The sequence below is a fragment of the Afipia sp. 1NLS2 genome (assembly GCF_000178995.1).
Classification (GTDB): domain Bacteria; phylum Pseudomonadota; class Alphaproteobacteria; order Rhizobiales; family Xanthobacteraceae; genus Afipia.
This window is the reverse complement of sequence record NZ_ADVZ01000002.1, coordinates 233,006-254,130: the sequence shown is the minus strand read 5'-3', so window position 1 is coordinate 254,130 and position 21,125 is coordinate 233,006. Positions and strand designations below refer to the sequence as shown.

Sequence of the window (21,125 nt, the reverse complement as noted above, 5' to 3'; positions counted from 1 at the left end):
AATATGGCCTACCGTCGAAAGTAATAATCCTGTACTTTCGAGAAGTACCCTCTCGGAAAATGAGAACAAGATGGATCGGCTTGAGGCAATGTCGCTACTGGTCACGGCCGTGGAGGAAGGCAGCCTGTCGGCCGCCGGACGCAAGCTTGGCGTCCCGCTTCCCACCATCAGCCGCAAGGTTTCGGAACTCGAAGCACACCTGAAAACCCAGCTTCTCGTCCGCTCGACACGCAAGCTCGGCCTGACAGAAGCCGGCACCGCCTATATCGCGGCCTGCAAGCGCATCCTCGAATGGGTGGACGAGGCCGAAGAACAGGCCACGGGCGAGTACAGCGCGCCGCGCGGCGGCCTCGCCATCACCGCGCCGGTCGCATTCGGCAGGCTGCACGTCCTGCCCATCGTCAACGACTTCCTCCTGCGCTTTCCCGAGATCAATGTGCGCATGACGCTGTCGGACAAGAATATCGACCTGATCGAGGATCACATCGACATGGCCGTGCGCATCGGAGAGCTGCCGGACAGCACGATGGTCGCCACCCGCGTCGGCGCGATCCGGCGGGTGGTCTGCGGCAGCCCTGCCTATTTCAAGGCGCACGGCACGCCGCAGACGCCGGACGATCTCAATGCGCACATGTGCGTGGCCTTTGCGATCGCCTCCCCGGCATCGTTCTGGACCTTCGCGAAAAAGGGGAAAGGACCTCCGCGACCGGTCCGCCCGGTCTGCCGGCTTGCGGTCAACACGGCGGAAGCCGCCGTCGATGCCGCGATCGCGGGCATCGGCCTCACCCGCGTTTTGTCTTATCAGGCCGAACAGGCCATCCGGCAGGGCAAGCTGAAAATCGTTTTGCAGGACCATGAGCCTGCGCCGATCCCGGTGCATCTGATGCACGCGGGCCAGAACATCCTGCCGCTGAAGATGCGGCATTTTCTGGAGTTCGCCGCGCCACGTATCAGGAAGGCGCTTGGATCAGAATCCACAAAGAGGACACCATGAGCAAACGCGAGATCATCCGGGTCGAGCCGCTATCGACGTACCTCGAACGCTGGAAGGCGCCAACCTCCGCGGTCACGCGCCACGGCGACACAGTCTATGTGTCCGGCTTTCCGCCGTTCGATCCCGCAACAGGCGAAGTGATCGATGCACCCATCGAAAGACAGACCGAAATCGTACTTGAGCAGATGAAGCTTTGTCTTGAAACGGCCGGATCGTCTCTCGACAAGGTTTTAAAGTGCAACGTGTATTGCACGTCGGTCGAGAAATTCGCCGCCGTCAACGCGGTCTATGCGCGCTACTTTCCGAAAGACCCGCCAGCACGCATTTTCATCAACGTGCCGGCATGGCCCGGCCATTTCGACATCGAGATCGACTGCATTGCAGCGGTGTAAGGCCGCCGACAGCAGGCATGACGATTACTTGCCGTCGTCGATGTAAACGATGATGGCCGCGTTCGCGATCAGGATAGAATCCTTGCCCTCATAGGGCACTTCCAGACCGCCCTTGACCGCCTTCACCGTGATCTTGCCATAAGGCAATTCCTTCGCGACCGCAGCGGTGTCCACCCCGCTCGGGTCCGGCACGGCGACCGTGACATCGACAAACATGTCGTCGCGCGTTTTGCCGACCAGCGGAAAGAAGCTCAGGCTCGAGTGACGCAGCGCATCCGACACCGCGCGGCGCGCCGCCTTGGTGCCATCCTTGCCATGAACGTCCACGCCCATGCCCATCTCGGTGATGCAACGTACCTTTGCCATTGTCGTCTTGCTCCTGAACCAACCATCAGCTGGATCGCCATAACCGGTCTCGCCCGGCGCGACAAGACCGGATCAGCATGCCGAAGCTGGCCAACTCAAGACGGCTTCAAAGACCAAGCCGCTGGGCCACCCGCTGGGCAGTCTCGCGCCGCTGCTCGGTGATGGCCCGCGCATTCTTGCGGGCGGTGCTGACGACGCTCGCGGGAGCGGTTTCCGGCGTGCCCGCATTGAACGGCGGCTCGGGCGCATATTGCATATAGAGCTGGATCGTTTGCGCCGCCTCCGCGCCGCGCAGGTCAGCGGCGACACGCAACCCGCCATCGATGCCGGCGGTGACGCCTGCCGCGAACACCATGTTGCCGTCTGCCACCACGCGCTGGTTCACCGGAATGGCGCCGAAGATCGGCAGCAGTTCGAACGCCGACCAGTGCGTGGTCGCGCGCCTGCCCTTCAACAGGCCCGCCGCGCCGCAGATCAGCGCGCCGGTGCAGACCGACAGCACGCACTTCGCACCCGCCGCCTGCCTGCGGACCCAGGACAGCACCTCCTCGTCCTCCATCAGCATCTCCTGCCCGTAACCGCCGGGCACATGCAGCACGTCGAGCTGCGGCGCATCGGCCAGCAGCGCATCCGCCGCAAGACGCAGGCCGCGAATGTCACGCACGGTGTCGGTGGTCTTGCCGTAGAGACGATAGGTGGAGTTCGGCATCCGCGAGAGGATCTCGAACGGACCGGTGAGGTCGATCTGGTCGAGGCCCTCGAATAAAAGCGAGCCGATCTGAAGATGGGTGTCGGGCGGGATCATGCGAGGCTCCGAAGAATGGGTCTGGACAAGCCCACCATAGGCTGACAGGCTCTGGCGGATATGCCAAAGAACCCTCGTTTTCCGCCAAAGCCGCGCCGCATCGAAATCCTCGCTTTTCCCGGCGTGCAACTGCTCGATGTCGCGGGGCCGTTGCAGGTGTTCGCGACGGCGAACGTGATCGCCACGAAATCCGGCGGCGCGGCGCCCTACGATCTGCAAGTCGTCGCGCCGAAGGGCGCGACGGTCACGACGTCGGCCGGGCTTGGCCTCGTGACCGCGCCGCTGCCGCGCGCACGATCCACGCTCGATACCCTGCTGGTGGCGGGCGGCGCCGGTGTCCGCAAAGCGTCGACCGACAAGGCGCTCGTCAAATGGGTTCAGGGCCGCGCGGCGCAAGCGCGCCGTGTCGCGTCCGTCTGCACCGGCGCGTTCCTGCTCGGCGCAGCAGGCTTGCTCGACGGCAAGCGTGCTGTCACGCACTGGACCGAATGCAAGGAGCTTGCGCGGCGCTTCCCCGCCATCCACGTCGAGCCCGACCCGATCTTCGTGCAGGATGGCGCGGTGTGGAGTTCGGCCGGGATCACGGCTGGCATCGATCTCGCGCTGGCGCTGGTCGAGCAGGACATCGGGCGCGAAATGGCGCTCGCGGTCGCGCGGCATCTCGTGATGTTCCTCAAGCGGCCCGGCGGACAGGCGCAGTTCAGCGTCGCGCTGTCGCTGCAAAGCGCCGAGGACCGCTTCGGCACGCTGCACCACTGGATGTCACATCATGTCGGCGGTGACCTGTCGCTGCCTGTGCTTGCACAACAGGCCGGCATGAGCGAACGCAGTTTCAGCCGCCGCTACGTCGAGGCCACCGGACAGACGCCTGCCCGCGCGGTGGAGCGGCTGCGGGTGGAAGCGGCGCGGCGTCTCCTCTCCGACACGCGGCTGCCGGTCAAGCGCATCGCCGCGCGCTGCGGCTTCGGCTCGGAGGAAACCATGCGCCGCAGCTTCGTGCGAACGCTTGCCGCAACACCGCAGGATTATCGCGCGCGGTTCAGTTCGTGAGTTTTACGGCGGCGCGGGGCGGGGTTCGCCCTACTCCCACTCGATCGTTCCCGGCGGCTTGCTTGTCACATCATAGACGACGCGGTTGACGCCCTTGACCTCGTTGATGATGCGGGTCGCGGCCTCGGCCAAAAACTTCATATCGAACGGATAGAAGTCCGCCGTCATGCCGTCGGTCGAGGTCACTGCGCGCAGGCCGACGACGAATTCATAAGTTCGGCCGTCGCCCATCACGCCCACAGTCTTCACCGGCAGCAGCACCGCGAACGCCTGCCAGATGGTGTCGTACAAGCCGGCGCGGCGGATTTCCTCGATGTAGATCGCATCCGCCTGCCGCAGGATGTCGAGCTTCTCCGGCGTGATCTCGCCCGGACAGCGGATCGCGAGGCCCGGCCCCGGAAATGGGTGACGGCCGACGAACACATCCGGCAGGCCGAGTTCGCGGCCCAGCGCGCGCACCTCGTCCTTGAACAGTTCGCGCAGCGGCTCGACCAGCTTCATCTTCATGCGCGCGGGCAGACCGCCGACATTGTGATGCGACTTGATGGTGACGGAAGGCCCGCCGGTGAACGACACGCTTTCGATCACGTCGGGATAGAGCGTGCCCTGCGCGAGGAAATCCGCGCCGCCGATCTTTTTGGCTTCCTCATCAAACACGTCGATGAACAGCTTGCCGATGATCTTGCGCTTGGCTTCCGGATCGGTGACGCCCGCGAGCTCGCCCAAGAAAGTCTTCGAGGCGTCCACATGCACCAGCGGGATGTTGTAATGATGCCGGAACAGATCGACCACCGTCTCGGCTTCCGCCATGCGCAACAGGCCATGATCGACGAACACGCAGGTGAGCTGATCGCCAATGGCTTCATGGATCAGCACGGCGGCCACTGCTGAATCGACGCCGCCCGACAGACCGCAGATCACGCGGCCTTGGCCGACCTGCGCGCGGATCTTCTCGATCGCTTCCTCGCGGAAGGCGCGCATGGTCCAGTCGCCTTTCAGCCCCGCAACCTTGCGCACGAAATTCTTGATCAGCTTGGCGCCATCCGGCGTATGCACCACCTCGGGGTGAAACTGCATCGCATAGAATTTGCGCTTGTCATCCGCGATGATGGAAATCGGCGAACCCGCCGCCTTCGCCACGCCGCGAAAACCCTCCGGCAGTTTCGTCACGCGGTCGCCATGGCTCATCCAGACGTCGTGGCGCTCGCCCTTCTTCCACACGCCGTCGAACAGCGCGCAGTCGTCGGTGATCTCGATCGCGGCGCGGCCGAACTCGCGATGGTGCCCTGCTTCCACCGTACCGCCGAGCTGCTGCGCCATGGTCTGCTCGCCATAGCAGATGCCGAGCACCGGCACGCCCGAGGTGAAGATCGACATCGGCGCGGACGGCGCGTCCTCATCCAGCACCGAAGCCGGACCGCCGGACAGGATCACGGCCTTCGGCTTCATCGCCTGGAAGGCTTCCTCGGCTTTCTGGAACGGCACGATCTCGGAATAGACGCCGTCCTCGCGGACGCGGCGGGCGATCAGTTGCGTGACCTGAGAGCCGAAATCGACGATCAGAATCTTCTCGTGCGCGGCCGCCACATCAGGCGTCGCGGCACCGGTCTGGCTGTGTGCTGTCATGGCTGGGAGATACGCGAGGGGGACCGGAGTCGCAACCCCGGAACGCCTGCAAAACCGGCCTTATCGGCAGGTTTTGGCGGCAAAGCCACCCCGCCTGCGTCGTTATCCGGCCTTGCGCAGGATCGAGACGAAAAACCCGTCGGTCCCGGTGCGCAGCGGGGTCATCAGCAGCCCCTGCGGCGAGGAGCGCACGGCTTTCCCGAAAGCCTCGGCACGGTCCCCAAGCGCGCCAATGACCTCGGCAGGCGGCACCACGGCGAAGTCCCCGTGGCGGGCCGTAAAGGCTGCAATCTGGCCGCCGTTCTCCTGCGGCAATACGGAGCAAGTAATGTAGGCGATGCGCCCGCCGGGCTTCACAAGCGCTGCGGCGCGCTCCAGCACCTCCGCCTGATCCTTGAGCCGAACCTCCAGCGCGCCGGGCCGCATCCGCCACTTGGCGTCCGGGTTGCGCCGCCATGTCCCGGTACCGGTACAGGGGGCATCCACCACCACGAGGTCAGCGGTCGCCTTGATATCGGAGAGCGGATTCTCGGCTCCCTTAGGGCCCCGAACTTCGGCATTATGAATTCCCGCGCGCGACAGCCGCTCATGGATCGGCGCAAGCTGACGCTTGTCGCGGTCGGTCGCGATCAGGCGGCCCTTGCCCTGCATCATCGCCGCGAGCGCCAGCGTCTTGCCGCCCGCCCCCGCACACAAATCGATTACCTGCTCGCCCGGTTTTGCCTGCGCGAACAAGGCCGCAAGCTGCGATCCTTCATCCTGAACTTCAACACCGCCCTTGATGAAAACCTCCTCGGCATGGACGCCGGGATTGCGCGCATCCGCCCCGAGCACGATGCGCAGGCCGAGCGGCGACCACGGCGTCGGCTGCGCGCCGAGATGTGACAACGCGGCCAGCGCCTTCTCCGGCTTGGAGCGCAGCGTGTTGACGCGCAGATCGAGCGGCGCACGGCTCGCCATCGCCGCCGCTTCCCTGACGCGATCATCGCCGAAGGCTTCCGCCAGATGCGAGTCGAGCCATTCAGGATAATCACCCGCGATGTCGGGTGGCGCATTGTCGAGCGTGCGCGTGTCCAATGCGCTGCGCTCCGCCTCCGAGAGCGGCGCGGGCGCGAAACGCTCGCCGCTGCACAGGGCCGCGATGGCATCGGTGTCGAGGCCGCGCTCCAGCCGCAGCGCGCCGAGGAGCCGGCCGCGCGGCGTGTCTTCGTCCATCACATACGCACCCGACGCGCGGCGGCGCAGTGTATCGAACACCAGCCCGGCGATCGCAGCGCGATCGCCGGAGCCCGCGAAGCGGTGCGCCGTACCCCACTCCTTCAGCGCGCTTTGCGCCGGGGAGCGGTTGGTGTCGATGGCTTCGAGAACTTCAATGGCAGCGGACAGCCGTGCGGCGGGCGTCATGACTATCCTTCAGTCGTTACGTGATTGTGGGAAACAGGATGCGTAGCGCGAAGTACACCCACATCGCCAGCAATACCAGTGCACCTGCGATAAAGAGCGAGGAACTCTGCGAACCTTCGCCCGATGAGCGAATGAAAATACCGGCATGGAGAATTTGCAGCACCACGAAAACCCATGCCAGCAGCACCATCACCAGATCGGCCTGTCGCAATGGCAATGCAAGCGCCACAACGACATAGAACAGGGTGTGGAGGTGATAGTTGAACCAGCCCTGTGCAGGTCCGCCCGCGAGCGAGAGGCGCTGTCCGGTCCAGAACAGCACCCCGAAGGTCAGGGCCACGAGCACGAAAACCGGCAGCAAAATGCCTTGGTACATCATACGGCGTTCTCCAAATATCAAAGTATGGATCGCCCGCGCGCATCCCAATCAGGAATGCACGCGGGCTCGCCGTAATAACTACGCTCCGCCGGGATAGTTCGGGCTCTCGCGCGTAATCGTCACATCGTGGACGTGGCTTTCGCGCAAGCCCGCGCCGGTGATGCGGACGAATTCCGCCTTGGCGTGGAAATCCTGCAGCGTCTTGGCGCCGACATAGCCCATCGCGGCGCGAAGGCCACCGGCCAGCTGATGCAGGACACCGGCGACCGGCCCCTTGTATGGCACCTGCCCTTCGATGCCTTCCGGCACCAGCTTGAGCGTGTCCTTGATGTCCTGCTGGAAGTAGCGGTCGGCCGAGCCGCGCGACATCGCGCCGACCGAGCCCATGCCGCGATAGGCCTTGTAGGAACGTCCCTGCCACAGGAACACCTCGCCCGGCGTCTCGTCGGTGCCCGCGAGCAGCGAGCCGACCATGGCGACATCCGCGCCTGCGGCCAGCGCCTTGGCGAGATCGCCCGAGAACTTGATGCCGCCATCCGCGATCACCGGAATCCCGGCCTTCTTCGCCGCCTCGACCGAATCCATGATTGCGGTGAGCTGCGGCACACCGACACCCGCGACGATGCGCGTGGTGCAGATCGAGCCCGGACCGATGCCAACCTTGATCGCGTCCGCGCCTGAATCGATCAGCGCCTGGGTGCCTTCCCTGGTCGCGACGTTGCCCGCCACGACCTGCACCGCGTTCGACAGCCGCTTGATTCGGTTGACGGCATCGAGCACGCGCTGCGAATGGCCGTGCGCGGTATCGACCACGACCACATCGACGCCCGCGTCGATCAGCCGTTCGGTGCGCTCGAATCCGCCATCGCCCACCGTGGTCGCGGCAGCAACACGCAGACGGCCCTGCTCGTCCTTGGAGGCCAGCGGATAGGCCACCGCCTTCTCCATGTCCTTCACCGTGATGAGGCCGACGCAGCGGTACTGATCGTCAACGACGAGCAGCTTCTCGATGCGGTTCTGGTGCAGGAGCTTCTTGGCTTCGGTCTGATTGACGCCGCCCTCGCGCACGGTGATGAGATTTTCGTGCGTCATCAACTCGGAGATCTTCTGGTCCGGGTTGGTGGCGAAGCGCACGTCGCGGTTGGTGAGGATGCCGACAAGCTTGCCGGGCTGGCCGTTGCCGCCGCCGGTGACCACCGGAATGCCGGAGAAGCCGTGGTCCTTCATCATCGCCAGCGCGTCGGCGAGCCGCGCGTCAGGCGAAATGGTCAGCGGATTGACCACCATGCCGGATTCGAACTTCTTCACCTGCCGCACCTGCGCGGCCTGATCTTCGGGACTATTGAAATTGCGATGGATGACGCCGATGCCGCCCGATTGCGCCATCGCGATCGCCATGCGGGCCTCGGTCACGGTATCCATGGCGGACGCCATGATCGGGATATTGAGAGGAACGGCGCGCGTGAGATGGGTCCGCAGATCGGCGTCGGAGGGCATCACCTCCGACAGGCCGGGCTTCAACAACACATCGTCGAAGGTGAACGCTTCCCGGATTGTCTGATTGATGGACGCCATTGCCAACTCCCTCCAGCGGCCTCGCCGCGATAACATCTCAGGATGTACGACGATCCGGCGGCGCTGCGGCACCACACGCGAATCGTAGCCCATCGATGGGATTGGCGGTGGTCGATAGCATGGTGACCCCGTATTTCAAAGCCTTTCTCGCGGTTTTGACAGGCTTTTCGGCGATGGCAGCCATACGCCCTCACGCCCTTGCGCCGGAACGGCTGCGCTCACGGCGAGTTGACCCGGCCAGACCGCCCTCACCCACGGGACCGGCCACTTTCGCCCCTTTTTCATCTCTGGCCGGGCTTTGCCGATCCTCCCGCCATTGCTACCAACCTGCCGATGCAGAAAGAACGCCTGATTCCCCTGATCGTCGCCTGTGCGCTGTTCATGGAGAACATGGACTCCACGGTGATCGCGACCTCGCTCCCCGCGATTGCGACCGACATCGGCACCAATCCGCTGGCGCTGAAGGTCGCGATCACATCGTATCTGCTCTCGCTCGCGGTCTTTATTCCCGGCAGCGGCTGGATGGCGGACAGGTTCGGCGCCCGCAACGTGTTCGCCTGCGCGATCGCCGTTTTCATGGTCGGCTCGATCGGCTGCGCGATCTCATCCTCGCTCACCGATTTCGTCTATGCCCGCATCCTGCAGGGCATGGGTGGCGCGATGATGATGCCGGTCGGCCGCCTGGTGCTGCTGCGGACCATCGAAAAGAGCGCGCTCGTCAATGCGATGGCGTGGGTCACAGTGCCCGCTCTGCTTGGCCCGGTGATGGGGCCGCCGCTCGGCGGCTTCATCACGACCTATTTTTCGTGGCACTGGATTTTCCTGATCAACATCCCGATCGGATTTCTCGGGATCTACCTCGCCATCCGATTCATCGACCCGATCCCCAGCGACAGCCTCGAGCGGTTCGACCTTGTGGGATTGCTGCTGGCCGGGCTTGCGGTTGCCGGCCTCGCCTTCGGGTTATCGGTCGCGGGATTGAATCTCCTGCCCTGGCAGTTGGTCGTCGGATTGATCGTGGGCGGCGCTGTCTCGGGCCTGTTCTACATCCGCCATGCCCGCAAGACGGCCTCGCCGGTGCTCGACTTCTCGCTGCTGCAACTGCCGACGCTGCGCGCCAGCCTTGGCGGCGGCTTCCTGTTCCGCATGGGCATCGGCGCGTTACCGTTCCTGCTGCCGCTGCTGATGCAGCTCGGATTCGGACTGTCGCCGTTTCAGTCCGGCATGGTGACGTTCGCCTCCGCCATCGGCGCGATGGGCATGAAGACGTTCGCCGCGCGCATCATCCGCACCTTCGGCTTTCGGCCCGTTATCCTGTTCAACGTGTTCGTCGCATCGGCGTCCGTCGCCGCCTGCGCGCTGTTCACGCCCGGCACGCCGCTGTTGCTCATCATGATTGTCCTGATCGTCGGCGGTTTCTTCCGCTCGCTGCAATTCACTGCGATCAACACGCTCGCCTATGCGGAGATCGAGCCGCCGCAGATGAGCCGCGCCACCACGCTCGCCAGCGTCAACCAGCAACTCGCGATTTCGGCGGGCGTCGCGGTCGGCGCGTTCGCGGTCGAAGCCACGCAGCATTTCCGGCAGGCCGCCGAACTCACCGCCATCGATTTCTGGCCTGCGTTTGTTGTGGTCTCGCTGATCTCGGTGTCGTCGTTCTGGGCGTTCTATCGCCTGCCCGCCAACGCGGGGCACCAGATCTCCGGCCAGAAGGTCGAGGCGATGGAAGGCCCGAAGGCCGCCGATACCGCCGCCAACGAGAGCACCGCCGATGTGCGCGACCAGCGGCTCGGATAACCGGACGAACTGGCGAAGCCATGCCCTGCGTTACCGGTGCGTTTTTATCGCTCTGGTGACAGCGGCGATCGCCCTGATCTTCACGCGCGGCGCTGAGTCAGCGCCCCTGTGGCTTCATATCCTGCTGGAAGCCACGCTTCTGGCCGTCATCCTGTCATCGTCGCGCATGATATGGAGGCTGCTCTTTCTGCTGTTGAGCATCGCGCTCTCGCTGCAAAGCGCAAGCGTGCTCCTGACGGGGCACCTTCTCTCTTCTCTCGTCATCGCAAATATCGACGGATATCAGTGGCTCGGAACCAGGACCCTGACCGTCCTCGCCACGGCATTCGTGTTTTCAAATCTTTTTAATTTCGCGCTCTATTTCACATCGCGCGCCAGCGGCTTCGGATCGAAGACCAGGATTACCGCGGCCATCCTGTATGCGGCGACAATCATCCTGCAGGTCACGCCCCTCGGCAGCTTCGCCAAAAGCGTGGCGGCCGCTGACCGTGAATACGCTTTCCTCCCAAAGCGGAAGCTGGATCCACGTGCCACCAAATTCATGAAAGACTCATACTGGACGGATGGCGACACCCGAGGGCTCTCGCTCAAGGGCAAGAACATCATCGTCATCTTTACCGAAGGCCTGTCCAGCCGGGTGATCGACACGGAAAACAGCCTCGGCCTCGACCTGACGCCGAACATGGACAAGCTCGTGGCGCGAGGCACCACTTTCGAGAATTACTTCAATCACACGGCAGCGACCTATCGCGGGCTGCGCGGACAACTGACATCGTTCTATCAATACAGGGACGCCTTCCTGCCAAACCCCAAATTCGGCATGGAACAGGAGATGAAACTGTCGGACGTCGACGAGGCCTTTGGCGGGCGATTGGTCTCGCTGCCACATATCCTCGGCACATCCGGATACAGCACGTATTTCCTCACATCGGCGCCGACGGACAGCACATTGAACCGCATGCTGTCGGATATGGGTTTCGACAAAGTTTTCGGCGTCGAGGATTTCTACGAACCGAGCGCGATGATGTCCGACCTTCAGACGTTCGATGCGCTCCGAACGCTGACAGCCAGATTCCAGTCGGCTGGAAAACCGTTCTTCCTCGGCGTCTATCCGAGTGGCACACATCTCGGGATGACGAATTGCGATGTCGAATACCGCACCGGCTCCAATCAGCTTTACAACCAGTTTTATAATTACGATCAGCAGCTCGGTAAATTTATCGACTGGCTCTCAGTTTCGCCCGCCGCCAAGGACACGGTGATCGTTCTCACGGCCGATCACGCTACCTATCCCAGCCCCGCCTACAAAAAGAGCTTCCGGACGGATATCGACCTGTTCGTCGATCGCATTCCGCTCATCATTTACGGCGAAGGGGTCAAGAGCCAGAAGCTCGACGCCAGAAATGGCAACAGCCTGTCATTGGCTCCGACGCTTCTGCACCTCCTGGGCATCCGGAAGGGCGTCAACTTCTTCCTCGGCTGCTCGCTGTTCTCGACCTCGTGCGAAAGCCCCTACAGCCACATCTCTGCGATCGGAGAGGATATCATCGACACCTCGAGCGGAACCCCGCGCGTGATTTCAAATCACCACATCACGCACGACATCCACATGATGTACGATATCGGGGGATGACGCTGCGATCAGGCCGCGATGGATCGACGGATCGTCAGGCGCCGCCGCGAAAACCCATCGCCAGCACGTAGCGCTCGGATGAATCCTGACGGCTCGCCGCCGGCTTGACGTGGCGCACGGTGGCGAAATTGCGCTTCAACTCGTTCTGCAGCGTGGCATCCGCCCCGCTCTGAAACACCTTCGCCAGAAACACGCCGCCGGGATTGAGCACCTCGGCCGCGAACGCGGCCGCGCTTTCGACCAGACCGACGATGCGGAGCTGATCGGTCTTGCGATGGCCGGTGGTGTTGGCCGCCATGTCGGACATCACGATATCGGCGCCACCGCCCAGCATTGCGCGCAACTTCTCGGGAGCATCGTCGGCAAGGAAATCGAGTTGCGCGAACGTCACGCCGGGAATTTCGCCCATCTCCAGAAGGTCGATGGCAATGACCTTGCCCTTGCCCGCTTCCGCGCCGACGCGCTTCGCCGCGATCTGGCTCCAGCCGCCGGGCGCGGCACCGAGATCGACCACCGCCTGCCCCTGCTTCAGGAAATGGTATTTGTCATCCATCTCGCGCAGCTTGTAGGCGGCGCGCGAGCGATAACCGTCGCGCTTGGCCTGCATGACATAGGGGTCATTGAGCTGACGCTCCAGCCACAGCTTGGACGACAGCTTGCGCTTGCCGCCGCTTTTCACCGTGACGTGCAGCCGCCCCGTCGTGTCTTTCGCCATGAATTGAGCCTTGCAGGAATCGCTTGAGTATCCGTGTGCGATCTTACACGGGCTGGATATAGCCGTCTTCGCGCATCATTTCGACCAGCATGCCCTCGCGCAGGCCCCGGTCGGCGACCCGCAGCCGCGGCACCGGGAACGCCGCGCGGATCGCGTCGAGAATGGCGCAGCCCGCCAGCACCAGGTCGGCGCGCTCGGAACCGATGCAGGCATTATCGGCGCGCTGGCGGTAGGTCATCGTCATCAGCTTTTCGACCGCCGCCTCGATGTCGTGGCCCTTCATCCAGAGCCCGTCGACCCTGCGGCGGTCGTAGCGCACAAGGCCGAGATGCACGCCCGCGACCGTGGTGACGGTGCCGGACGTGCCGAGCAGATGCATGCCCGCGAGATCGCCGTTATGCGCGGCGGCAAACGGCGCGAGATGCTGGGCGACTTCATCGATCATCGCCGCATAGGACTCCCGCGTCACGTCGATGCCGCCGAAATGTTCCGCCAGCGTGACGACACCGAGCGGCAGCGAAATCCACGGCCCTTTGACCGGCGGTGCATCCGGCTGGCCGTCGGGCCGCATCAGCTTCACCACTTCGGTCGAGCCGCCGCCGATGTCGAACAGGATCGCGCCGCGCGCGCGATCGTCGAGCAGCGGCGAACAGCCGATCGCGGCGAATGTCGATTCCGTCTCGCGGTCGACAATCTCAAGCTCGATTCCGGTTTCCGACTTGATGCGGGACAGGAACAGATCGGAATTGTCCGCCGCGCGACAAGCCTCGGTTGCGATGGTGCGGCGGCGCACGGCACCCCGCGCATCCATCTTGTCCCGGCAGACCGACAGCGCCCCAACCGCGCGCTCGATCGCGGCATCGCTGATGCGGCCCGAGGAGACGATCCCCTCGCCGAGCCTGATGATGCGCGAAAATGAATCGACCACACGGAAGCCATCGCCGGTCGGGCGCGCGATCAGCAATCTGCAATTGTTTGTGCCGAGATCGATCGCGGCATAGGCAGGCGCGCTGGGAGCACGGCTTGCTTGCGCTTCGCCTGCCAGCAAATCCGCGTTCCGCTGTTCAGCGGCGCGTGACTGTGCATGCTCCGTCATGCAGATCCAAATCTGCGCCGAGGCGGCGCGAAACACCATTCGTCATTAAATGTACCAGCGCAGGCGGCTCGCGCAACCATCCTGTTCCCGCCCCGCCAAAACGCCTGAAAACAAAGGAATGCGAGCCTGCTTTCGCGGCGGCGCGAGCCATGTTATCGCAACGCAAAACGCAGGACGTTAAACGAACGAACAATATGCGAATCTATATCGACGCAGATGCCTGTCCGGTGAAGGATGAAATCTACCGTGTCGCCGCGCGCCACCACTGGCCCGTGAGCGTCGTCGCGGGGAATTTCATTCGCGTGCCGGACGATCCGATGATCGAGCGCATCGCCGCCGGGTCCGGCATGGATGCAGCCGACGACTGGATCGCCGAACGCGCGACGAAAGACGATGTCGTCATTACCGCCGACATTCCACTCGCCAGCCGTTGCGTGAAGGCGGGCGCGTCCGTTATCGCGCCGAACGGCAAGGCCTTCACGGAAGAGTCGATCGGCATGACGCTCGCGGTGCGCAATTTGATGACGGATCTGCGCGCCAGCGGCGAGATCACCGGCGGCCCGCGCGGCTTCTCGCCCAAGGATCGTTCTGCTTTTCTCTCGGCGCTCGATCAAGCCATCCGCCGCATCCTGCGCGCGCAACCAGCAGACTGAGGCACATGGCTCCCCTTATCCAGCTCAAGGACATTGCTCTCACCTTCGGCGGCACGCCGCTTCTGACCGGCGTGGAACTGGCCGTCGAAGCGGGCGACCGCGTCTGCCTGATCGGCCGCAACGGCTCGGGCAAATCCACGCTGCTCAAGATCGTCGCCGGATTGATCGAGCCGGATCGCGGCACGCGTTTTGTCCAACCCGGTGCGACGGTGCGTTACCTGCCGCAGGAGCCGGATTTCTCGGGCAGCGCGACGACGCTGGCCTATGTCGAGGCCGGTTTGAATCCGGGCGACGATTCCTATCAGGCGCGCTATCTGATCGAACAGCTCGGCCTCACCGGCGAGGAGAACCCCGCAAATCTGTCCGGCGGCGAAGCACGCCGCGCCGCGCTGGCGCGCGTACTCGCGCCCTCGCCCGACATCCTGCTGCTCGACGAGCCGACCAACCATCTCGACCTCACCACCATCGAATGGCTGGAAGGCGAACTCGCCTCGCGCCGCAGCGCGCTCGTCATCATCAGCCACGACCGCCGCTTCCTCGCCAATCTGTCGCGCGCGACCGTCTGGCTCGACCGCGGCGAGACGCGACGCATCGAAAAAGGCTTCGATGCTTTCGAAGAGTGGCGCGACGAGGTGCTGGCGGAAGAAGAACGCGACCAGCACAAGCTCGACCGCAAGATCGTGATGGAAGAGCACTGGCTGCGTTACGGCGTCTCCGGCCGCCGCAAGCGCAACGTCAAGCGGCTCGGCAACCTGCATGCGCTGCGCGAGCAGCGGCGCGACTATCGCGGCGCGACCGGCAAGGCGGCGCTCGCCGCGGCCGAATCCGACGTGTCCGGCAAGCTCGTGGTCGAGGCGAAACACATCTCGAAGGCGTTCGGCGAGCGCGCCATCGTCAGCGATTTCTCCACTCGCATCGCGCGCGGCGACCGGCTCGGCATCGTCGGCCCCAACGGCGCAGGCAAGACCACGCTGATCAATCTTCTCACCGGCGCGGAGCCACCCGATAGCGGCACGGTGCGGCTCGGCGTCAATCTCGAAATGGCGACGCTCGACCAGCACCGCGAAAGCCTCGATCCCAAATCGACGCTCTCGGAAGCCCTGACCGGCGGACGCGGCGATCACATCATGGTCGGCGGCAAGCCGAAGCACGTCATCGGCTACATGAAGGACTTCCTGTTTTCGCAGGAACAGGCACGCACGCCGCTCGAGGCGCTGTCTGGCGGCGAGCGCGGACGGCTGATGCTGGCGCGCGCGCTGGCCAAGCCCTCTAACCTTCTGGTGCTCGACGAGCCGACCAACGATCTCGATCTGGAAACGCTGGACGTGCTGGAAGACATGCTCGGCGATTACGAGGGCACGGTGGTGCTTATCAGCCACGACCGCGACTTCCTCGACCGCGTCGTCACATCGGTGATCGCACCGGAAGGGCAAGGCCGCTGGGTCGAGTATGCTGGCGGCTACAGCGACATGCTGGCGCAGCGCGGCAGCGACTTAAAGGAAAAGACCGTCAAGGGCACCCCCGCGCCCGCAAAGGCCGCGAAGGAAGCTTCTCCTTCCGCCGCCGCGCCCGCTCCGAAACGCCGCCTCAGTTTCAAGGACAAGCACGCGCTGGAAACGCTGCCGAAGACGATGGCGAAGTTGCAGGCCGAGATTGCAAAGCTGCAAACCCAGCTCGACGATCCGACGCTGTATACGCGCGACCGGAAGGCCTTCGATGCCGCCTCCGCCGCGATGACAAAAGCCCATGCCGATCTCGCGACCGCCGAGGAACAATGGCTGGAGCTGGAAATCCTGCGCGAGGACATCGAGGGCGGGACGTAACGCGGCTTCCTTCAGCGCACTTCATGAAGCTCCAGAGCGAGCGCATCGCGGAAGGCTTCGATCGGAGCCGCCAGACGGCCGGCCGGCGGACGATGAACGACCCATGCCCTCACGGCGGGTTCGAAGTTTTCGACCTTGACGATCTTCAGCTTGCTGCGAAAGGGGCTGCGCTTCAAAGCCGCAGGCGTTGCCAGTCCAATTCCCATGCCGCGCGCGACCAGCGACAATCGAAGCTCCGGGTCGATCGCCTCCACAGCAATCTGAAACGGCAGATGCGCTGCGTCAAACCGGCGCTTGAGCGCCCTGCGAAATCCGCAGCCATCATGATTGATGACCCATGGCAGGCGCGACAGGTCCGGCAGGCCAATCGTCTTCGGCACCTTCATGTCGCGAGGGACGACGAAAATGACAGCCTGCGTTCCGAGATCGTCACATTCTAGTTCTTCCGGTGGCGCGACACCGTCAGGCAGACAGATCGCAGCGGCATCGAGTTCGTTGCGGCCAACCCGCTCCGTCTGCTCCAGCGACCAGCCGGAAATGACCCGCAGGCTCAGCGACGGAAATTGCGCGCGCAGCCTATCCAGCGGCACGCTCAAACCGGCTTCGGATAAATAAGGTGTAATGCCCAGGCGGAATTCGCCGCGCACGACGCCATCGGCCGCAACCCCCGATTTAAGATCGTCCAGCGTCCGCAACACCCGGCGCCCCTGCTCATACGCTTCGCGACCTGCCGTTGTTGGTTTCAATGGCTTCGATTGCCGGTCGAGCAATTCCACACCAAGCATGTCTTCGAGATTCTGCACGCGGCGCGTCACCCCCGGCTGGGTCAGATTCAGCCGCGCGGACGCGGCGACGATGGAGCCGGTTTCGACTACCGCGACGAAGGCGACCAGATCATTGGTATTCATGACCAACACGCATATTGATTATCGATATAATTGAATTGTTGCATATTATGCGTGCTGCTTAAAGGGCCTCGCGATCATTTGCGAGGCTTTCAATGACCCTGCTTACGGCCACGACCCTTCCCGACCCTCAACAAACCGTTTCCCGCTCCTTCATCCGGCTGGGTGCCCTCGCCACCGGCGTCATTGTGACTAACCTGTCCGCGCCACAAATCCTTGTCGCGTTGATCGGCTCGTCCTTCGGCATATCCACCGCACAGGCTGGCATGGTCAGCACCTCGACCCTGCTCGGATACGCCACCGGATTGTTTCTGCTGGTGCCGCTCGCCGACATCTTTGAAAACCGCAACCTCATTGGCTTCACGCTCGCCTGCACCGTCACTGCCGCGATCTGCACCGCACTCGCACCGACACCCTCCCTTTTGCTGCTGTGCGTGTTCGTGCTCGGCGTCTTCTGCTCCGCGATCCAGATGCTCGTGCCGCTCATCGCTGCGATGGCGCATCCATCCGAACGCGGGCGCGTCATCGGCGATGTGATGGGTGGATTAATGATCGGTATCATGCTGTCCCGCCCGCTCGCGAGTTTAATAGCGGATGCTTGGGACTGGCGCGGATTCTATGCGGCCTCTGCTGCGGCGATCGCAGTTCTTGCCATCGCGCTGATGCGACGCCTTCCCTCGCTGCAGCCCGCCGCACGCATAAGCTACGCGGGGCTGCTGGGGTCGTTCTGGACATTGTGGCGCGATGAACCGGTCTTGCGCGTGCGCTCATGGACGGCCTCGCTGGCCATGGCATCCTTCTCCGCCTACTGGACTGCCATTGCACTCCGGCTATCCGCCAGCCCTTTCAACCTCACAGCGCGCGGCATTGCGATCTTCGCGCTGGTCGGCGCAGCCGGCGCGATTGCGACACCGCTGGCGGGCCGGATGGGCGATCGCGGCTGGACACGGCGGGGATTATGCGCATCGCATCTTCTCATTATCGTGGCGCCCGTGCTGTGTGCATTGGCTGAATTCGTCTCGTCACGAACATTGGCGCTCACCGTAGAAGGTCTCGGTGCGATCCTTCTCGACATCGGCTTCACCTGCGACCAGATTCTTGGCCGCCGTGCCATCAACTTGCTACAGCCCGAAGCGCGAGGCCGCATCAACGGTCTCTATGTCGGCCTGTTCTTCATCGGAGGCGGTATCGGCGCAGCCGCAGCCAGCTTAGCGTGGTCATACGGGGGATGGTCAGCCGTCTGTCTCGCCGCCGGAAGCTTTGGCTTTATTGCCCTGATAACGGATGCGGTAACCTCGACAGGGACGTCATAGCCGCAAAAAATCCGCGCCACACTTTCGCGTGACGCGGATTCTTTATCTTGACCGGAACTTACTTGGTCAGCGGGCAGCCGCTTTCCTTCGCGGTCGGGTAGGCCTTGTCGCCCGGCACGGTGGCGATCACCTTGTAATAATCCCACGGCTTCTTGCTTTCCGAAGGCTTCTTGACCTCGAACAGATAGAGGTCGGTGACCATGCGGCCGTTGGCGAGAACCTTGCCGTGCGAGGTGAAGGCATCATCCACCGGCATTTCCTTCAGCTTCTTGGTGACGGCTTCGGTATCCTTGGTCCCGGCGGCCTTCACAGCCTTCAGGTACGAGGTCACGGCCGAATAGGTACCGGCCTGGACCATGTTGGGCATCCGGCCGGTCTTCTTGAAGAAGCGGTTGGCGAAATCGCGCGACCTGTCGTCGCGATCCCAGTAGAAGCTCTCGGTCAGTTGCAGGCCCTGCGCCGCCTGAAGGCCGAGGCCGTGCACTTCCGCCAGCGTGAACAGCAGCGCCGCGAGCTTCTGGCCGCCCTGCACGATGCCGAATTCAGACGCCTGCTTGATGGCGTTCGAGGTGTCGAGACCGGCGTTGGCGAGACCGATGACCTTCGCCTTCGAGCTTTGCGCCTGCAACAGGAACGACGAGAAGTCGGAGGTGTTCAGCGGGTGACGCACTGCGCCCAGCACCTTGCCGCCCTTTTCCTTCACGATCGCGGCGGTGTCCTGCTCCAGCGAATAGCCGAACTGATAGTCGGCGGTCAGGAAGAACCAGGTGTTGCCGCCCGCCTCGGTCAAGGCACCGCCGGTGCCGACAGCGAGCGCATGCGTGTCATAGGCCCAGTGGAAGCCGTAAGGCGAGCAGAGGTCGCCGGTGATGCGCGACGAGCCCGCGCCGACCACCATGTCGATCTTCTTTTCCTGCTTCGAGAGTTCCTGCACGGCAAGCGCGACAGAAGATGTCGTCAGTTCGGTGATCATGTCGACATGTTCGACATCGTACCAGCGGCGCGCGATGCTCACGCCGAGGTCGGGCTTGTTCTGGTGGTCGGCGTTAACCAGTTCGATCTTCTGGCCGAGCACGGAGCCGCCGAAATCATCGATGGCCATTTGGGCGGCTTCGACCGACCATTTGCCGCCGAAATCAGCGTAGACGCCGGACTGATCGTTCAAGACACCAATCTTGACGCCCTCGGCGGCGAATGCCGGGCCGGCCGCGCAGAGAAGGGCCAGGGCCGAGATTGCCGACAGATATTTGGACTTCATGTTTCACTCCCGATTATCGTTATTTTGCAACGCGAAAGAGACGAACGAGGTTGTGGTTCCCGGACAGCCTAGCGGTTTTATGCGACACCGCCATAGTTCTATCGTCCGAAATTCTTAACGGCCCACCCGGGCCAGCGCGCCCCGCCCGGCCGCGACGCCGGTGGCAAAAGAGGCTTGAAGGAGATATCCGCCGGTCGGCGCCTCCCAGTCGAGCATCTCGCCCGCAATAAAGACATCGGGCCGCAAACGCAGGCTGAAATCCGGACCGACCTCCGAAAAAGCCACCCCGCCCGCGGTCGAAATCGCCCGCGCAAGCGACGCCGTTCCTTCCACCCGCACGGGCAGTTCGCGGATCAGGCGCGCCAGCTCCTCCGGCGGCATGGCCGAAAGCATCGTGTCACGATGCAATGCGGCCTCATGCAGAAGCCCTATCGCGTGCGGCGGCAAGGTTAGCGCTTTACGTAAAAATGTCGCGATCGACTGCTTGCCGCGTGGACGCGACAGCCGCGCCACGAGATCCGGCAAGGTGAGATCCGGGCGCAGATCGACGGTGAGCGTGGCATGTCCCTTCGCGGCAACGCCCTCGCGCAATGCCGCCGACAACGCATAGATGCCGCCGCCTTCGATGCCGTCCTTCGTGATGACGATCTCGCCGCGCGATGTGCGCGCCCCATAGCCGAGCGCCACGTTCTTGAGCGGCTGGCCTTCGAACCGCTCCCGAAAGGAGTCACTCCATGCGACGCGGAAACCGGAATTCGCCGGTTTCAGTTCGCTGATCGCGATACCCTGCGCCGACAGGATGTCGCGCCAATCACCGTTCGATCCCAGCCGAGGCCAGCTTGCGCCGCCGAGTGCGAGGATCGTCGCGCGCGGTTGCATGCTTTGCTCGCCCTGCAGCGTCTCGAAACGCAAAGCGCCATTCTCGTCCCAGCCAAGCCATCGATGACGAAGCGCGAACTGCACGCCAAGACTTTCCAGCCGCGACAGCCATGCGCGCAGCAACGGCGAGGCCTTGAAGGTTTTGGGAAAGACCCGCCCGCTCGAGCCGATGAAGGTGTCCTGCCCGAGCCCATGCGCCCAGTCGCGCAACGCCTCCGGCGAAAACGCCTCGATCGTCGCGCGCAGAAGCGGCGGCGCGTTGTTATAGCGCGCAAGGAAAATATCGAGCGGCTCGCTGTGGGTGAGGTTGAGCCCGCCCCGCCCGGCCATCAGAAATTTCCGCGCGACCGACGGCATCCGGTCGTACACGATGACCGACGCGCCTGCCGCCGCCACCGTTTCGGCCGCGATCAGGCCGGCCGGACCGGCCCCGATAATGGCAACATCCGGCGCGCTCACGAC

The 21,125-nt window shown here is 63.6% G+C and carries 19 protein-coding genes; 8 read left to right on the top strand and 11 right to left on the bottom strand.

The window, feature by feature from the left end; genetic code table 11:
• Positions 1-70: 70 nt before the first annotated feature.
• Together AFIDRAFT_RS09925 and AFIDRAFT_RS09920 are read left to right on the top strand one after the other, a co-directional pair.
• Positions 71-994 (top strand): LysR family transcriptional regulator, encoded by a 924-nt coding sequence (locus tag AFIDRAFT_RS09925; protein ID WP_009339227.1) that lies wholly within the window; start codon positions 71-73, stop codon positions 992-994.
• Positions 991-1,386, top strand: coding sequence for a RidA family protein (locus AFIDRAFT_RS09920; RefSeq protein WP_009339226.1), 396 nt, complete (start codon positions 991-993; stop codon positions 1,384-1,386). The genes AFIDRAFT_RS09925 and AFIDRAFT_RS09920 overlap by 4 nt, the downstream gene beginning before the upstream one ends.
• A 24-nt stretch (positions 1,387-1,410) precedes the next feature.
• Here the strand turns inward: AFIDRAFT_RS09920 and AFIDRAFT_RS09915 are convergent, their stop codons facing one another.
• Positions 1,411-1,752 carry a Lin0512 family protein gene (locus tag AFIDRAFT_RS09915; protein WP_009339225.1) on the bottom strand — a complete coding sequence of 114 codons (342 nt, stop codon included), beginning with the start codon at positions 1,750-1,752 and terminating at the stop codon, positions 1,411-1,413.
• Positions 1,753-1,858: 106 nt separating this feature from the next.
• Entirely contained in the window at positions 1,859-2,557 is a 699-nt protein-coding gene (locus AFIDRAFT_RS09910) for a DJ-1/PfpI family protein (RefSeq protein WP_009339224.1), read from the bottom strand.
• A 60-nt stretch (positions 2,558-2,617) separates the two neighbouring features.
• On the opposite strand from AFIDRAFT_RS09910, the gene AFIDRAFT_RS09905 reads away from it, so the two are divergent.
• Positions 2,618-3,607 carry a GlxA family transcriptional regulator gene (locus tag AFIDRAFT_RS09905; protein ID WP_009339223.1) on the top strand — a complete coding sequence of 330 codons (990 nt, stop codon included), beginning with the start codon at positions 2,618-2,620 and terminating at the stop codon, positions 3,605-3,607.
• 30 nt (positions 3,608-3,637) lie between these two features.
• On the opposite strand, the gene guaA is transcribed toward AFIDRAFT_RS09905, so the two are convergent.
• From guaA to guaB, 4 genes are all read right to left on the bottom strand, one after another.
• Positions 3,638-5,233: a glutamine-hydrolyzing GMP synthase gene (gene guaA / locus AFIDRAFT_RS09900; protein ID WP_009339222.1), complete on the bottom strand. Its 1,596-nt coding sequence runs from the start codon at positions 5,231-5,233 to the stop codon at positions 3,638-3,640.
• 102 nt (positions 5,234-5,335) lie between these two features.
• A complete protein-coding gene (locus tag AFIDRAFT_RS09895) occupies positions 5,336-6,637 on the bottom strand; it encodes an RsmB/NOP family class I SAM-dependent RNA methyltransferase (protein ID WP_009339221.1) in 1,302 nt (433 codons plus the stop codon).
• Positions 6,638-6,653: 16 nt separating this feature from the next.
• A complete protein-coding gene (locus AFIDRAFT_RS09890; RefSeq protein ID WP_009339220.1) occupies positions 6,654-7,016 on the bottom strand; it encodes an MAPEG family protein in 363 nt (120 codons plus the stop codon).
• A 78-nt stretch (positions 7,017-7,094) separates the two neighbouring features.
• The gene (gene guaB, locus AFIDRAFT_RS09885) at positions 7,095-8,591 is read right to left on the bottom strand and encodes an IMP dehydrogenase (RefSeq protein WP_009339219.1); all 1,497 of its coding nucleotides are present in this window, start codon (positions 8,589-8,591) and stop codon (positions 7,095-7,097) included.
• 333 nt (positions 8,592-8,924) lie between these two features.
• On the opposite strand from guaB, the gene AFIDRAFT_RS09880 reads away from it, so the two are divergent.
• Positions 8,925-10,388 carry an MFS transporter gene (locus tag AFIDRAFT_RS09880; RefSeq protein WP_009339218.1) on the top strand — a complete coding sequence of 488 codons (1,464 nt, stop codon included), beginning with the start codon at positions 8,925-8,927 and terminating at the stop codon, positions 10,386-10,388.
• Positions 10,363-12,021 (top strand): LTA synthase family protein, encoded by a 1,659-nt coding sequence (locus AFIDRAFT_RS09875; RefSeq protein WP_009339217.1) that lies wholly within the window; start codon positions 10,363-10,365, stop codon positions 12,019-12,021. The genes AFIDRAFT_RS09880 and AFIDRAFT_RS09875 overlap by 26 nt, the downstream gene beginning before the upstream one ends.
• Positions 12,022-12,055: 34 nt before the next feature.
• On the opposite strand, the gene AFIDRAFT_RS09870 is transcribed toward AFIDRAFT_RS09875, so the two are convergent.
• Complete coding sequence (locus AFIDRAFT_RS09870; RefSeq protein ID WP_009339216.1) at positions 12,056-12,736, bottom strand: RlmE family RNA methyltransferase; 681 nt, start codon at positions 12,734-12,736, stop codon at positions 12,056-12,058.
• Positions 12,737-12,779: 43 nt separating this feature from the next.
• Positions 12,780-13,832, bottom strand: a complete 1,053-nt coding sequence (locus tag AFIDRAFT_RS09865) for a Ppx/GppA phosphatase family protein (RefSeq protein ID WP_009339215.1) — start codon at positions 13,830-13,832, stop codon at positions 12,780-12,782.
• A 194-nt stretch (positions 13,833-14,026) separates the two neighbouring features.
• On the opposite strand from AFIDRAFT_RS09865, the gene AFIDRAFT_RS09860 reads away from it, so the two are divergent.
• Positions 14,027-14,485, top strand: coding sequence for a YaiI/YqxD family protein (locus AFIDRAFT_RS09860; protein ID WP_040298329.1), 459 nt, complete (start codon positions 14,027-14,029; stop codon positions 14,483-14,485).
• A gap of 5 nt (positions 14,486-14,490) precedes the next feature.
• The gene (locus AFIDRAFT_RS09855; protein WP_009339213.1) at positions 14,491-16,308 is read left to right on the top strand and encodes an ABC-F family ATP-binding cassette domain-containing protein; all 1,818 of its coding nucleotides are present in this window, start codon (positions 14,491-14,493) and stop codon (positions 16,306-16,308) included.
• An 11-nt stretch (positions 16,309-16,319) separates the two neighbouring features.
• Here AFIDRAFT_RS09855 and AFIDRAFT_RS09850 read toward each other — a convergent pair whose 3' ends face one another.
• Positions 16,320-17,216 (bottom strand): LysR family transcriptional regulator, encoded by an 897-nt coding sequence (locus AFIDRAFT_RS09850; protein ID WP_009339212.1) that lies wholly within the window; start codon positions 17,214-17,216, stop codon positions 16,320-16,322.
• Positions 17,217-17,308: 92 nt separating this feature from the next.
• On the opposite strand from AFIDRAFT_RS09850, the gene AFIDRAFT_RS09845 reads away from it, so the two are divergent.
• Positions 17,309-18,526 carry an MFS transporter gene (locus AFIDRAFT_RS09845; protein ID WP_009339211.1) on the top strand — a complete coding sequence of 406 codons (1,218 nt, stop codon included), beginning with the start codon at positions 17,309-17,311 and terminating at the stop codon, positions 18,524-18,526.
• Between the two features lie 58 nt (positions 18,527-18,584).
• On the opposite strand, the gene AFIDRAFT_RS09840 is transcribed toward AFIDRAFT_RS09845, so the two are convergent.
• Complete coding sequence (locus tag AFIDRAFT_RS09840) at positions 18,585-19,784, bottom strand: ABC transporter substrate-binding protein (protein ID WP_009339210.1); 1,200 nt, start codon at positions 19,782-19,784, stop codon at positions 18,585-18,587.
• A 114-nt stretch (positions 19,785-19,898) separates the two neighbouring features.
• Positions 19,899-21,122 carry a TIGR03862 family flavoprotein gene (locus AFIDRAFT_RS09835; RefSeq protein ID WP_009339209.1) on the bottom strand — a complete coding sequence of 408 codons (1,224 nt, stop codon included), beginning with the start codon at positions 21,120-21,122 and terminating at the stop codon, positions 19,899-19,901.
• Between the last annotated feature and the right edge of the window lie 3 nt (positions 21,123-21,125).

Coding starts and splice junctions, on each gene's coding strand:
- AFIDRAFT_RS09905 (WP_009339223.1), top strand. CDS start 2,618: ATGCCAAAGAACCCTCGTTTTCCGCCAAAGCCGCGCCGCATCGAAATC.
- AFIDRAFT_RS09890 (WP_009339220.1), bottom strand. CDS start 7,016: ATGATGTACCAAGGCATTTTGCTGCCGGTTTTCGTGCTCGTGGCCCTG.
- AFIDRAFT_RS09855 (WP_009339213.1), top strand. CDS start 14,491: ATGGCTCCCCTTATCCAGCTCAAGGACATTGCTCTCACCTTCGGCGGC.
- AFIDRAFT_RS09895 (WP_009339221.1), bottom strand. CDS start 6,637: ATGACGCCCGCCGCACGGCTGTCCGCTGCCATTGAAGTTCTCGAAGCC.
- AFIDRAFT_RS09840 (WP_009339210.1), bottom strand. CDS start 19,784: ATGAAGTCCAAATATCTGTCGGCAATCTCGGCCCTGGCCCTTCTCTGC.
- AFIDRAFT_RS09860 (WP_040298329.1), top strand. CDS start 14,027: ATGCGAATCTATATCGACGCAGATGCCTGTCCGGTGAAGGATGAAATC.
- guaB (WP_009339219.1), bottom strand. CDS start 8,591: ATGGCGTCCATCAATCAGACAATCCGGGAAGCGTTCACCTTCGACGAT.
- AFIDRAFT_RS09915 (WP_009339225.1), bottom strand. CDS start 1,752: ATGGCAAAGGTACGTTGCATCACCGAGATGGGCATGGGCGTGGACGTT.
- AFIDRAFT_RS09845 (WP_009339211.1), top strand. CDS start 17,309: ATGACCCTGCTTACGGCCACGACCCTTCCCGACCCTCAACAAACCGTT.
- guaA (WP_009339222.1), bottom strand. CDS start 5,233: ATGACAGCACACAGCCAGACCGGTGCCGCGACGCCTGATGTGGCGGCC.
- AFIDRAFT_RS09925 (WP_009339227.1), top strand. CDS start 71: ATGGATCGGCTTGAGGCAATGTCGCTACTGGTCACGGCCGTGGAGGAA.
- AFIDRAFT_RS09920 (WP_009339226.1), top strand. CDS start 991: ATGAGCAAACGCGAGATCATCCGGGTCGAGCCGCTATCGACGTACCTC.
- AFIDRAFT_RS09870 (WP_009339216.1), bottom strand. CDS start 12,736: ATGGCGAAAGACACGACGGGGCGGCTGCACGTCACGGTGAAAAGCGGC.
- AFIDRAFT_RS09850 (WP_009339212.1), bottom strand. CDS start 17,216: ATGAATACCAATGATCTGGTCGCCTTCGTCGCGGTAGTCGAAACCGGC.
- AFIDRAFT_RS09880 (WP_009339218.1), top strand. CDS start 8,925: ATGCAGAAAGAACGCCTGATTCCCCTGATCGTCGCCTGTGCGCTGTTC.
- AFIDRAFT_RS09875 (WP_009339217.1), top strand. CDS start 10,363: ATGTGCGCGACCAGCGGCTCGGATAACCGGACGAACTGGCGAAGCCAT.
- AFIDRAFT_RS09910 (WP_009339224.1), bottom strand. CDS start 2,557: ATGATCCCGCCCGACACCCATCTTCAGATCGGCTCGCTTTTATTCGAG.
- AFIDRAFT_RS09865 (WP_009339215.1), bottom strand. CDS start 13,832: ATGACGGAGCATGCACAGTCACGCGCCGCTGAACAGCGGAACGCGGAT.